Genomic DNA, 13,083 nt, shown 5'->3' on the forward strand with positions numbered 1-13,083 from the left:
TTTGTAAGGCTTTTAAATAGTAAGAAATTTTACATTTTCTCGTCAATAGTTCAGGATTTGGCTAGTCAAAATAAAGCCATGGTTTTTAACGTTTAAGCTTTAAATAAGTATTGATGAAGTTAGGTTTGTCCCCTTTGTGTGGGAGTTTGATGCATTGTTGAGTAAATTTATTTTTACAAATTGTCCGAAATTTATGAGACGAAATCGAATGCGAGCCATCTGCTTTTTGGACTTTAAGCTTTAAATAAGTATTGATGAAGTTAGGTTTAGCCCCATTGTATCGGCGTTTGTAAGGCTTTTAAATAGTAAGAAATTTTACATTTTCTCGTCAATAGTTCAGGATTTGGCTAGTCAAAATAAAGCCATGGTTTTTAACGTTTAAGCTTTAAATAAGTATTGATGAAGTTAGGTTTGTCCCCTTTGTGTGGGAGTTTGATGCATTGTTGAGTAAATTTATTTTTACAAATTGTCCGAAATTTATGGCAGGCGACCTGCACTAGAGTGCTGGAACGCCAGAGCCGAGCCTAGGTCTCGGCTCTTTATGGTATTAAGCGGGGATACCCCGCAACGCCCCGCAATATAGTAGCATCGCTAAAAGCGATGTGTAAATTTAAAAAGGGGGAAGAAAAAAGCATAATGTAACTTAAAAAATACTTAAATATTATGCTTGTATTTTGATTATTTTATTTTATAAGTTATTTTTTTACTACTGAATATTTTAATTATATAATATTTTATTATTTATAGTTTTATTATTTATTAAGTTTATTTTGGATATAATCTTATTATAAAAAGAAAGGATAAGAGATGAAAGCAAACAGCATAATTAACCTACTTAGTCAATACGGAAAGATAAATGGCGATGAAAAGCATATATCGATGCAAAGAAATGGTGTGGTATACGAAGCCATGTTAAACGACACGAACACAACGAACGTAGTTTATGTGACCTACAATAAAGGTGAAAAGACCGAGTTTACATCATTTTATGAGTCACTAAGAGCCATAAAAGATGTTATAGAGCAAAATATAAGAGAAAATAGATAAGGAGTAGAAGATGAGAGAGATATTTATGAGCTATTGCAGGCATGAAATGACGCTAAAGGCGTTAAAAGAATGCAAGTGGTTAGGGGATTTGGATGATGAAAGCGAAGAAGTCATAGCCGAATGTGCTAGGCTTCAAAAGTACATAATTGAGCTAGCAGACGAGTTTGGTTGCGAAATTACAAATAAAGAAGATGTAATTAAGAGCATAGAAGACGAAAAGTCAAATTTACTAGCAAACTTAAATAATTAAGGAGTCTAAAATGCAAAAATTTAAATCAAATGACAGAATAGTCCTAAAAAAGGACATGGATAGACCACTTGATAAAACCGAGTCTATCTATAGAGTAGTAAATTTTTATAAATCAAGAGATGGTGAATATTACTATGAGATGGAATTAGCCGAACCAGCAAGCGATTATCTCAATAACATGGCACTTAACCATGAGTATGTGGAAAAAAACTACATCAATATGGATGAAGTGTATTGGTATTTTGAGAAAAAAGATATTGAAGGTGGCTGGATCAAATATGATGATCGCAGACATACTTTCAAGGAAATAAGAGAAACCTTGGCTAAAAGTGGGTTTCTAGAAAATGTGTATCCGATTTATGCAATAGGTTTTAAATTACCATAAAAGGGACAAGCATGAATAGAGATTATAATAAATTTGAGAGAGCAAATGAAATAATGAATGAGTTAATTAAAGCTCCGCTCCCACTAGAGTCAAGAGAGCTTGCAAATATAAGTGATAGAGAGCTCTCATTTTTAAAAAGCAGTGTTAGGTTGATGGTTGAGTACTTAGACTCCCTTGGGTGCATGATATGGCACGACGACGAAGTAGTGTGTCAGATCGACGAAGAAGAGCAAAGAAGAGCCAGAGTATGATAAAGCTGGTCGAGAAACCAAATAGCCTTATAACGTAAAATTTTATACAATATGTTATAATTTTTCTTAAAAAAGGATTTACAATGAAAGTAAATAAGGTTTTGATAATTGCAGCAATAGCTGGGTTGTTTTTAAGCGGATGTGCAGAGTTTCAACTGCCAAAGGTACAAAAACAAAAGCACGAGTTGAGTGACGAAGAATGTGAAATCATTTTAAAGAAATACAGAAATACCGAACCAAGCACATCAGACGCATATAATAAATTGAAGTATGACGCATATGAATGTAATACTAGGTATAAATCACCTATAGTTATTCCAGACTTTGAAAAATAGAGAGCAAACACATGAAAACTATAACTATTACAGGCGAAAATTTAAACCAACAAATTATCCAAGCCATAAAAAACGCTGTCGCCAAAGCCAGCAATCCAACATATACGATAAAGTATATCAACACATCGAAAGATAAGATCGACAGCGAAGCCTTGCAAGACATTGAAGATGCAAAGCTTGGAGCAAAGCTTTATTCTGAATATTTGGCTAGCGGAAGCAAATCAACCTCATGGGCTGATATAAAGAAAGAAAATGGCTTATAAGATACGATTTAGCGATTATGCTAAAGAGAAGTTTAATGAACTTGACGGCTCGATCAAAAAACCAATTCAAAAGTTTCTTGATCGACTCGAGGAGAGTGATGATCCACGCAGTAGTGGAAAAGGATTAACTGAGAATTTGAGTGGATTATGGAGATATAGAGTAAAAAACTATCGTTTAATATGTTTTATACAAGACGAAGAGCTTATAGTGCTTTTTCTCGATATAAGTAAAAGAGACGAAGTTTATTCTGATAGGAATGTAAAAAGCATTCTAAAGAACGTGCCAACAAAATAACACATTTTTTTAATATTTACTATCTTAATTTTTATAAAAAATTACTTTATTTACTATTTTTAATTTTTATTAATTTTAATTATACGTAGTTTTATTATTGTATATTTTATTATTTTTTTAGCAAACTATCAAACAACAATCAAAGAAATTTTAAAATAGTAGATAATAGCATTTATCTACTACGATCGTTATTTTTTTCATTTTGAGTTTTATCGTACGAAGAGTAAGAATTTAAGCCCATAGCCTCACGCTCAGCTAAAACATCCTTATAAAGCCTACGCTCATTTTTAATCCTAACAAGTCGTTCGTTAGCAGTAGCCTCAAGCATGGATACGCCTTTAAAATACTCTTTTAAAAGAAAATCGTCCTTACTAATTTTTTCAGATTTTAATAGCTTATTTTCAATATATGCAAAGCGTTTTTTACATATATCGGATATAAAATCCTTATTATCATCTAGTCGCTTTTTAAATTCATTTTTCTCAGTATCGCCAAGCTCGGAGTGATGTAAAATATAAAGGCTTTGATCTAAAATTTCAAGTTTTTTATTAAGTTTAAAAAGACTTTCATTGCGACCCAAAAGACGTGTAGCAACTAAGCTATCATCAAAGTATTTTTTAGCATTATCATCACGCCCACGAAGCACAGCAATAGATCGTTTTACCTTTTTAGAAAATAACCAGTCGGCTTTACTAGAGCCTTTGCCGTGCGGATAAATTTTGTTAAAGTTATAACTAAAATTTTCAAGTAATTTAAGGGTATCAGATTGATCCTTGTAGTGAGCCAAATGCATATCATTAATCTGAGTAGCCTTATATGAAAGACTATCAAGCTTCTTAATCTCTTTTATTAAATCCTTGCGTTTTTGAAGTAATATTTTATTATTCTCCTTTAGCTCTTTACCCAGCCTAAAACGTTTTTTGCCCTTTTTCTGAACGTAGAGTAAAAATTGCCTAGTCAGCTCATCATTGGCTTTTTTTAGTAAATCAATCTCATCATTCATAGCCTTAATACGGCTGGAAGTTGCATTATATTCTATCTTATTTTTTTCTTGCATTTGCTCGTAAAATTCTAGTGTTTTATCCTTTGCCGTATAGCTATCCTGCTCAAGGTTGATACTAGATTTTATTTTAGAAAATTCTTTTTTTAAATCCTTATGCATAGCGTTTTTATTTTCGTATTTTAACCCTCTTGCACCAAGCGAATAGGCAAAATCAGTGCGAACTTCGTCGAAAAAATCTTTAATCTCGTCACGAGTATCAAAATGAATTTTGCGCCTAGTCATATCATTACGCTTGTTAAGAACTACATGCACATGTGGGTTGTTTTGATGTGTGTGAAGCACCAAAGCATACTTATGCCCCATAAAATTTCTACTTAAAATTTCACTAACACTATCAACTAAAGCGTTTAGTGTTTTTTCGTCATTGCATGGCTCATTGATTGAGAAAATAAGATGCCAAGCGTCTTTTGAATTTTTATTTGTGCCAAAATCCTTACTCCAATTTTTAATAATTTCGTCACTGCTTACTCTCTCCCCTTTTTCATTGATGGCAGAGCCATCAATTGAGTTATTGAGAGTGTAGTCAATACATCTTTTAATACTTTCACGTGGTAAATTTGAAATCATCTTCACAACAGATTGTTTTGTATTTTTTGAGAAAGAATTTTTAATCGATGAAATATGGCTCGAGCTAAAAGATATATTTTTGTGCTCATTTATTGAATTTTTTGTTCGCCCAGCTCTGATAGTTTTTAAAAATTCATCCCATTGTGCTTCTGTCCTAGCCAAAATAAAAACTCCAACTATTTAAAAGATTTGTAATGATGTTAGTGTAAGTAAAGTTAAAAAAATATAATGCGAGAAGATAGGCAGGATAACCCCTTTTGTATGTCGTTTTCTACACTAAATGCCGATATAATCGGCTTTATAGTGTGATTTTTATTCTTTTTTACAAAAGAATAAAAATAAAAAATAAAATTTCATTTTATTTTTTTAAATAAGAATAGTAATTAAAAAAAGTATTTGTAGAAAATATAAAATATGTAAAATAAAGATGATAAGAAAAATTATATTTATAAGAAAATAAATTAACATAAAATATATAAAATTAAAAATATATAGTCAAAGATACAAAAGATAATTAAAAATAAAAAAATATGGATTTTTTATAAAGCGAGATTTTGTAAAAGAAAAAAATTACAAAAAAAATAAATGAAGTGCCAAAAAAACGTTACTTTAGAAAAATTAAAAAGTAAATAAAAAATTAAAAAAATCTTATATCATATTTCAGAACTCCCATAAAAACATACATCTTAAAAATATTTATACAAAAAGTCCGTTTTTAAAAAATAATATAGTAACGGAAACAAAATAAAATACAAAGGAGTATGGAATGAAAAAAATTCTATCAAAAGCGAAAAAGCTTTTTTATCTGGCAATGTGCTCACCATTGTTTCTTTTTGGATCAGGTGGTGGACAAAATGTACTGAAAACACTTGAGCAAAATGTTAATACTCAAGTAACTGAAGCAGGAAGTAGTCTTGCAAGTGTTCTCAATACGATTATACTCGTTATTGGAATTCTCTGGATAATTGTCCTCATGCTTACAGCACTTTTTAACGTTGAACAAATTAAACAGCACATAAGGTTTGTAATTATCGCATCAATAATCCTAGGAGTTTGCTACGGACTAACTGCCGCAGCAATGTAGATTAAAGCGAGTATAAAATGGTTGTAACTGACTGCTATATGGATTTAACACGAAAAACAAAAATAATGGGGCTAACTACAACAAGCTTACTAATTATCTTTGTAATTGGATTTATCTCATGGTTTATCTTGATTTTGTATTCGTTGGCAGTCGTTGCAGTTTTATATTGCCTTTTTTTTATTTTGGAATTTTTCGATGAAGATATCTATGAGATCATCGGCTCAAATTTTAAAATTTCACAAAGAAAATTTTTTGCATAGGACTAAATAATGGCTCGTGGACTTATAGATGTTTTTAGAGATTGGAAACAAAACAAACAAGACAAGCAAGAGCTTGGAACTGAAACAAAAAAAGAAAAAAATAGCGATATCCGCTCAAAAATAAGTCAATTAAATAGAAAAGCTGACAAAATAATAATGCTTGGCGAACCTGAAATATACACAATGGCAAAAGAGAACAATATCGCATGCAAATACGGCGAAAATGCTATTGTAACAAAAGATGGCAACATAACAATTGCAGTGGAGCTAAAGGGGACAAGCTACGCAGGAATTAGTCTTGACGCTGAAATGGACTATCTTTTAAATCGAATTATGTTTTTTACAACGCTTAAAGATAGCGTAGAAACTAATTTAATTATCAAGAAAACTAAAATCAAGGCTAAAGACTACATCGAAAAAAATATAAATCAATATGCAAATGAAATAATTGAAAAATGGGAAAAAAATCAAGATATTTATTCAATCAAATATTTTTTATTCATATCAACTACAACTAAAAATATAACTGGATTTCTTGAAAGTTTTAAGACAAAAGTAACTAGCGAACAAGACGAAAGAAAAGAAAGCTCAAACTATAAGCAAAAAATGGAGTTGTTAAATAACACACTCTTAAATATTAAAAACCATTTGGCAACGTATCAGCCACGCCAGATGAGTAGTGATGAGATAATTAATTTTTATGCCACATACTCAAACGCACAGGAAACAAATTTAAAATACACAAACGAATTAATTACAGATAGCTATATTAGCTCTTATGTCGAATTTAAAAAAGATTATATCGAATTTTATCGAAATGATGGCACAACAAAATATGCGAGATTTATTAGCGTTAAGGCATACGAAACAGAGCAAATAAAGTCAATCATTACGTCAAATTTAATTAAGAGTGATCATGAGTTTATGACGATGATTTACTTTAAGGCGTATGAAAAACGCAAAGCGATCAAAAAAATAAAAGATACTAGAGTTTTCTCAGTTGAACTAGTCCAACAAGAACTGGATCATTTGATGGAGTTAATCCAAGCAGATAGAGAAAACCTAGTTGAAACGAGCTTTTCTATATATTGCCTAGCCGACAATCTAGCGGAACTGGATAATCGCACAAACGAACTAAAAAATATCCTTGAAAATCAAGGTTTAAATGTTGTTAGAGAAACCATAAACCAAAAGGCACTATATTTTAGCCTCTTCCCAAGTCGTGGAAATTTGAACGCAAGAAAGAAAACCCTAAACATAAGTAACCTAGCTACGATCGCAAATTTTGAAAACGAAGTAACTGGTTTCAACCAAAACGATTGGGGCGACGAAGCAGTTACGACCTTTAAACACTTAAATGGCACACCATTTTTGTTTAACTTTCACTGCCAGCCTGATGGAGATAGACCAGCAGGTCATACAATGATCATAGGCGGAACAGGAACTGGTAAAACAACAACAATTCAGTTCTTAATGACAAACCTCTTTAAATATCCTGTAAGTATTTTTGCAATGGACAAGCTAAGAGGTATGTATTGCTTTACGAACTACATGGACGGCGAATATCATGATAGCGAAAGCGATGGGTTTAAGCTCAATCCATTCAGCCTAGCCGATACAGCAGAGAATAGAGAATTTTTAGCGTCATGGCTAAGCTCAATGGCAGAGCTAAAGCCTGAAGAGCATGATGCAACAAAAGATATTAGAGAAACAATAAATAGGCTTTTTGATAATAAGCAAGCGGATCAAATATTGTCGTTAAGCGATTTTATAGACTCACTGCCAGCTGATAATGAAGCAAGATTAAAAACTAGATTTGGAAATTATAAGGGCTCAATTTTTGATAACAAGGAAGATGCCCTAAATTTCACAAAACAGCTATCAGTTCTAAATATGGATGGAATATTGCCAAACAAAAAGGTATCAGCTCTCACCGCAATGTATGTATTTCACAGACTGAAAAATCAGGCAAAAAATAGCGAAAATATACGTGGCTTTTTTTGTTTTATAGACGAGTTAAAGGACTATCTAAGAGACGAAGTAATGTCAGAGAAAATCCTTGAAGGTATTTTGGAGTGGAGAAAGATAGGCGGTGTTGGATGCTTTGGCTTTCAAAACATAAGCCTATTTAACGGAAATGAGCGTGGCTCATCATTTCTTGACAATATCGCAAATTTTCTTATCTTCCCAACAAACAATGAAGATACGCTAAATCAGCTAAGCGAGATAATAGGACTAACGCCTACGGAAGCTAAATTCTTAAAAGACACTCAATCAAATGCTAGGCAGGTGCTTTTAAACATGAAGCTACGAAACGAGAGCGCAAAACTAAATGTCAATTTGTCAAGCCTAGGAAATTATTTAAGAGTATTCTCGTCAAGCTCAGATAGCGTAAATTTGATAAAAAAATTAAAGACTGAAAGCCCAATACATTGGCGTAAATACTATATAGAACACAAAGAACAAAGGAGCTAAAAATGAAACTAGCAGTAATTGTAACAACGGCTTTAATGATATTTTTAAGCGGATGTGCTGATAAGCCAAGCAAAATAGAAAAAGTAAGCCCTTGCGCTTGCTACGACATCATACAAGTAGGTTAATATGGCATACGAAGACAAAAAAGTAGACCCAAATTTTATTTTTAAGGCGGAGCGAAACATAAAAGCGTATATGTTTTATGTGATCATTGCTTTAACAATAGTTAGCATAAGTTTATCCGTTGCGATAGCACTACTAACGCCTCTTAAAGAGACAAAGCCTGTATTGTTAAAATTTTCAGATGGCGACTCAAGGTTTGTGACAATAGACGATACCAGTCTAAACGTTAGAAACAATGAAGAGCTTTTAAAAAGCATACTTGCAGGATATGTGAAAAATAGAGAGCTAATTAATCGCATAGATGATGCCGAGCGTTACAACGAAATACGTACGCAAAGTAGTAGACAGGTATGGGAAGCGTTCGAAAATTTAGTTAGCGATCCTAATTCAATTTACACTACCAAAAACTACTATAGAGATATAAAAATTCTAAACGTAGCGATTTTAAGCCAAAATGTAGCTACGATAGATTTTCAAGCAGAAATTACAAATCCAACTCGCACTGAAGTTAGCTATAAAAAATATAGAAGTGCAATAGAGTATGACTTCCGTAACCAAACTAGTAATTATGCGGACACAATGAAAAACCCAACAGGCTTTATAGTGAACAAATATCAAGTAACGCAGATAATAGATGAAAAGGATAAGAAATGAAAAATTTAACTAGATTATCTTTAATAGCATTATTTGTTTTAAATTTAAATGCAGCACAAGACCAAGGCGGATTAAGCGAAGAACAAATGAATGAAGTCCGTGCAATTATGCGACAGACACAAGAGCTAGTTAATGAACAGCAAAAAAACGGCTCAATGGGCGAAGATATTTTTAATGACAAAAACAAGGATGTTAATAGCCAAGTTCAATCAAATTTTAAGGTAAAACCATTTGGTATGGGGCAGAACAATCATCCGCAACTAGCAAAATTTAATAATTCTCAACCACAAATGGCGCAAATGCCAGAGCAAGATGGAATGGGTGTGGAGCAATCACAAGATATAAGCAAAGAAGAGCTTGAGCTTATGCAAAATGCCATAAGAAATCAGGACTTAAAAGCACTACAAAACAAATTCCACACTAAAAATTATAGCGGATATGAAAATACACAAACAATAAAATACGTACCAAATAAGACGCATAAAATACGTACTCGCCAAGCAATGGCAACAACGCTTATATTTGATAATGATATAGATAATTTTGTATTGGGTGACCAAACAGGATTTAAAGTAGAGCAAATACCAAGCAAAGCAAATGCGATAGCAATAATCCCACAGCTTATAGGAATTGATACAAGTCTAACTATTTTTACAAGCGATGGAAAAATCCACACATTTTATTTATATTCGACAGATTACAAGAATACGAATGATCCAAGCTTTGTAATTCGCATACAAGACGATGAAGTACAAAAAGCAAAGCAAGCCAAAGCAAAAGATGAAAGCGATAAATATAAAATCATAAAAGATGGCATAGCAGAGCTAAAAGTGCTAAAGAGCGATATATATACTGGCTATACGCAAAAGGCGAAAAAAGAAAATGAATGGCTTTTGTCAGCAGAAATTTTTAGCGACAAGAAATTTACATATTTTAAATATGCCAAAGATGAAATGCCACAAATTCCTACAATTTTTGCGGTTATCGACAAGCAGGACAGCCCAGTAGAAACAAGAGTAATAGGAGATTACATTATAGCCGAAACCATAAATCCAAAATTTACTATTAAAAGTGGCGATAGCTATGTGTGCGTAGAGAGAAAAGAAACGCAAGAAGAAAGAGATAGAAAAGAAATAAGAAAAAACCTAAATACTGATAAAGAAGCAATAAGACAGCACCAAAAAGAAAACAGAAAAACAATAAATGAAGCTAAAGGAATTTAAAATGAAAAAGGGGAATAGACTATTTTTAAGCATAGTTACAATTAGCGTTATATCTGCCCCCCTTTTTGCCACCAATACAGCTACGGCTGAAATATTTGATGACGAAAATATAAGCAAAAAAGCAAAAGACGATAAGATCAGGAATCTGCAAAATCAAACAAATTTAAATCATCTATTCGAAAATTCAAAATTCCCAGTAGATGATTATATTTATAAAGCTGGCAAGAGAGAGCCAAATGAAGATCAGAATTTAACTGAGATTTTAAACAGACTCGAGAAGCTAGGCAACAAGCAACAAAATGCTTTAAATGCACAAAGAAATCAAAATTTGCAAGATCAGACGCCTGAGCAAGATATACAAGAGCAGGAGCAAATGGCACAGCGTGCAAGAGAACAACAAGCCAAGCTTCAAGCCAAACAAGAACAATTGCGACAAGAAATGGCAATAGACAACCAAAGAGCGTATAAAAAACGAATGCAGGAGCTAATGCGAGCGCAAATTTTAGCAAATCGCAATAATGAAGTAAAAAGCGTAAATCAAAACAGCTCAAAATATGGCGTTGATAGCTTTTCAAATCAAAAGCCAGTTGATATAAGCACAAATGAGCATAGGCTGTATCGCACAATTAGAGCTGGCAGACTAATCCCAGCCATATTAACTAGTGCAATAAGCTCGGATTTAAGCGGAATAGTTACGGCTCAAATAGAGCAAGATATATATGCCGCAATGGGGCGAGCCGTATTGATACCACGTGGAAGTAAAGCAATAGGATTTTATACCAACGACACCAAAATCGGAAACGAACGATTAGAAATTAGATGGCGAGAGATTATCACGCCACAAGGCATAAACATAATGCTAACAGATGCAATAGTGGCTGATAATATGGGTATGACAGGAGCAGTTGGAGCAGTCAATAACAAATATTGGGAAAGATACGGCATAGCATATTCAATCTCAACAATTACAAATGCTTTGCTTTTAGGCATAGCATCGAAAATTAATAGCGGAAACAATGCAAACAACACCTATGTAAATGAAATTTACTCTAATTCAAGAAGCGATGTAAGTAGTGTAGTTCAAGACATAATCCAACAACAAAGTCAAATTAAACCAACAATTGAAATTAAAAGCGGAAGCCGTATATTTTTAGTACCAACAAATCACATGTGGTTTGCAAAACCTAAAAATGGTGAAGTTTTAATGCAATATTTCAACGATTAAGGAGCAAGTGTGCAACTAGAAGATATTAAAGCGGAAATCAAAAACCAAAACGCTTATAACAAAATTTTGGAGCGTATAGCAAAACAGGTAAAGAAAACCGAGAAAGCTCAAGTGAATGCAGATAAAGAGAAACAAAAGCTTGAGATGTTGCTAGAAGAAAAAAGAAATTTAATGAGCCAAGCACCAGACCAAAAGCAAAACGAGCAAGATGAGTGAAAGTATAATTTTAAAAAACATTCTCAATGTTTTAAAGCCATATCTAAATCTAAACGCAAATGAGCTAATTTTTAACCAGCCTTGCGAAATTAATATAGATTATGGCGACCACTGGGAAGTGGTAAAAGACGAAAAACTAGATGCTAAATTTTTAAATAGTTTTTTAGTCGAGCTGGCAACTAGAAGAAATCAACGTTTTGATGAAAGCCATTGTCACTTGTCTTGTGAATTGCCAAGTCCATTTTTGCGATATCGTGTCCAAGCACAGCACAAATCAAGCCTATTTAATAGCGAAATAGCAATCTGCATAAGGATACCAAGCAAAGAAATTTATCCACTCGAAAGCTTTATCCTAAGTGAAAAATGCATAAATAACGGCTGGAGCTATGAAAAAATAAAAGACTTGATACACGAAAAAAAGAATGTGCTTTTAAGCGGTGGAACTGGAAGCGGAAAGACAAGTTTTTTAAACTCACTAATGGGGGAAATAGACCCAAGCGAGCGAGTAGTAACCATAGAAGATAGCCAAGAACTAAGAGTTGAAAACATAAATAAAACTCAACTTGCCGTCCCGAAAATAGCAACAGAAATTTATAGCTACCAAGTAGCGATCGACAATGCAATGCGTTTGCGACCTGATAGGCTTTTCTTAGGCGAGATAGATATCAGAAATACGTTTTCATTTTTAAGAGTAAATAATACAGGACACGCAGGCAACCTAAGCACACTACATGCGAACAACCCAAAAGATGCCATAAAAGCAATAAAAACAAACATTATATTAGGCGGTGGATTATCAAATGTAGACGAAAGTATGCTTGATAGCCTAATAATGACAGCAATTGACTATATCATTCAAATAGCAAGGGTAAAAAATAAAAGAGTAATTACAGATATCCTCAATTTGAAAGAGATAGATATTGCAAGGATGATCGCATGAAAAAAAATGAACGACATTCCATATATTTTACTTTGCCAGATTTAAAAAAATTAAATGAATTGGCAAATCAAAGACGAGAGAGTAAATCGGCAGTCGTTCGAAAATTAATTCATATTGAAAAATATATGCAAACCCTAAAACAAATTGAAATTAATAATGAAATTTTAGCTGATTTTTTGAAAGAATTTAAGCATCTCGGAAAAAATTTAAACCAAATAGCATATCACCTAAATGCTCACATTATAAAAAAAGAAGAAGCTAAAAGCGACCTAGAAAAGACTATGTATGAGTTTTTTGACGCAATAGAAAGACTAAGTAATAAGATCGGTAAGCTAAAAATAAAAATAGACGTAGAACGAACAAAGCAACCTAATAACAAAGAGATAAAAGGATTGCAAGGTGAATAGCAAAGAATTTACAGCTAAAA

General features: G+C 32.8%; 18 protein-coding genes. 17 read left to right on the forward strand and 1 reads right to left on the reverse strand.

Annotated features, from left to right (window positions below; genetic code table 11):
- The first annotated feature begins 807 nt into the window (after window positions 1-807).
- From G6W45_RS05600 to G6W45_RS05630, 7 genes are all read left to right on the forward strand, one after another.
- Complete coding sequence (locus G6W45_RS05600) at window positions 808-1,047, forward strand: P-loop NTPase family protein (protein WP_021091982.1); 240 nt, start codon at window positions 808-810, stop codon at window positions 1,045-1,047.
- Window positions 1,048-1,057: 10 nt separating this feature from the next.
- Window positions 1,058-1,297, forward strand: coding sequence for a hypothetical protein (locus G6W45_RS05605; protein WP_021091986.1), 240 nt, complete (start codon window positions 1,058-1,060; stop codon window positions 1,295-1,297).
- 10 nt (window positions 1,298-1,307) lie between these two features.
- Complete coding sequence (locus tag G6W45_RS05610) at window positions 1,308-1,682, forward strand: hypothetical protein (RefSeq protein WP_194167808.1); 375 nt, start codon at window positions 1,308-1,310, stop codon at window positions 1,680-1,682.
- Between the two features lie 11 nt (window positions 1,683-1,693).
- On the forward strand, window positions 1,694-1,933 hold the full coding sequence (locus tag G6W45_RS05615) for a hypothetical protein (RefSeq protein ID WP_103560449.1): 240 nt from the start codon (window positions 1,694-1,696) through the stop codon (window positions 1,931-1,933).
- An 83-nt stretch (window positions 1,934-2,016) separates the two neighbouring features.
- Window positions 2,017-2,268 carry a hypothetical protein gene (locus G6W45_RS05620; protein ID WP_103585942.1) on the forward strand — a complete coding sequence of 84 codons (252 nt, stop codon included), beginning with the start codon at window positions 2,017-2,019 and terminating at the stop codon, window positions 2,266-2,268.
- Between the two features lie 11 nt (window positions 2,269-2,279).
- Window positions 2,280-2,531, forward strand: coding sequence for a hypothetical protein (locus G6W45_RS05625; protein ID WP_021091971.1), 252 nt, complete (start codon window positions 2,280-2,282; stop codon window positions 2,529-2,531).
- On the forward strand, window positions 2,521-2,826 hold the full coding sequence (locus G6W45_RS05630) for a type II toxin-antitoxin system RelE family toxin (RefSeq protein WP_103575001.1): 306 nt from the start codon (window positions 2,521-2,523) through the stop codon (window positions 2,824-2,826). Before G6W45_RS05625 ends, G6W45_RS05630 begins: the two co-directional genes overlap by 11 nt.
- Window positions 2,827-2,998: 172 nt before the next feature.
- Here the strand turns inward: G6W45_RS05630 and G6W45_RS05635 are convergent, their stop codons facing one another.
- The gene (locus G6W45_RS05635; RefSeq protein WP_194167809.1) at window positions 2,999-4,618 is read right to left on the reverse strand and encodes a relaxase/mobilization nuclease domain-containing protein; all 1,620 of its coding nucleotides are present in this window, start codon (window positions 4,616-4,618) and stop codon (window positions 2,999-3,001) included.
- 604 nt (window positions 4,619-5,222) lie between these two features.
- On the opposite strand from G6W45_RS05635, the gene G6W45_RS05640 reads away from it, so the two are divergent.
- The 10 genes from G6W45_RS05640 to G6W45_RS05680 are packed head-to-tail and all read left to right on the forward strand — an operon-like array spanning window position 5,223 to window position 13,063.
- Window positions 5,223-5,540, forward strand: coding sequence for a hypothetical protein (locus G6W45_RS05640; RefSeq protein WP_103617579.1), 318 nt, complete (start codon window positions 5,223-5,225; stop codon window positions 5,538-5,540).
- Window positions 5,541-5,557: 17 nt separating this feature from the next.
- A complete protein-coding gene (locus G6W45_RS05645; protein WP_103587016.1) occupies window positions 5,558-5,800 on the forward strand; it encodes a hypothetical protein in 243 nt (80 codons plus the stop codon).
- A gap of 9 nt (window positions 5,801-5,809) precedes the next feature.
- Window positions 5,810-8,275, forward strand: coding sequence for a VirB4 family type IV secretion/conjugal transfer ATPase (locus tag G6W45_RS05650; RefSeq protein WP_194167810.1), 2,466 nt, complete (start codon window positions 5,810-5,812; stop codon window positions 8,273-8,275).
- 2 nt (window positions 8,276-8,277) lie between these two features.
- On the forward strand, window positions 8,278-8,400 hold the full coding sequence (locus G6W45_RS09955; protein ID WP_021092012.1) for a hypothetical protein: 123 nt from the start codon (window positions 8,278-8,280) through the stop codon (window positions 8,398-8,400).
- A gap of 1 nt (window position 8,401) precedes the next feature.
- A complete protein-coding gene (locus G6W45_RS05655) occupies window positions 8,402-9,052 on the forward strand; it encodes a VirB8 family type IV secretion system protein (protein WP_021091981.1) in 651 nt (216 codons plus the stop codon).
- Complete coding sequence (locus G6W45_RS05660; RefSeq protein ID WP_103617581.1) at window positions 9,049-10,275, forward strand: TrbG/VirB9 family P-type conjugative transfer protein; 1,227 nt, start codon at window positions 9,049-9,051, stop codon at window positions 10,273-10,275. Before G6W45_RS05655 ends, G6W45_RS05660 begins: the two co-directional genes overlap by 4 nt.
- A 1-nt stretch (window position 10,276) precedes the next feature.
- Entirely contained in the window at window positions 10,277-11,500 is a 1,224-nt protein-coding gene (locus tag G6W45_RS05665) for a DNA type IV secretion system protein ComB10 (RefSeq protein ID WP_103574917.1), read from the forward strand.
- 9 nt (window positions 11,501-11,509) lie between these two features.
- Window positions 11,510-11,716 carry a hypothetical protein gene (locus tag G6W45_RS05670; RefSeq protein ID WP_103574918.1) on the forward strand — a complete coding sequence of 69 codons (207 nt, stop codon included), beginning with the start codon at window positions 11,510-11,512 and terminating at the stop codon, window positions 11,714-11,716.
- Window positions 11,709-12,656 (forward strand): ATPase, T2SS/T4P/T4SS family, encoded by a 948-nt coding sequence (locus G6W45_RS05675; protein ID WP_103587021.1) that lies wholly within the window; start codon window positions 11,709-11,711, stop codon window positions 12,654-12,656. The genes G6W45_RS05670 and G6W45_RS05675 overlap by 8 nt, the downstream gene beginning before the upstream one ends.
- Window positions 12,653-13,063 (forward strand): plasmid mobilization relaxosome protein MobC, encoded by a 411-nt coding sequence (locus G6W45_RS05680; RefSeq protein WP_194167811.1) that lies wholly within the window; start codon window positions 12,653-12,655, stop codon window positions 13,061-13,063. Before G6W45_RS05675 ends, G6W45_RS05680 begins: the two co-directional genes overlap by 4 nt.
- Window positions 13,064-13,083: the final 20 nt, after the last annotated feature.

It is taken from the genome of Campylobacter concisus (genome assembly GCF_015229955.1).
Lineage (GTDB): Bacteria > Campylobacterota > Campylobacteria > Campylobacterales > Campylobacteraceae > Campylobacter_A > Campylobacter_A concisus_AT.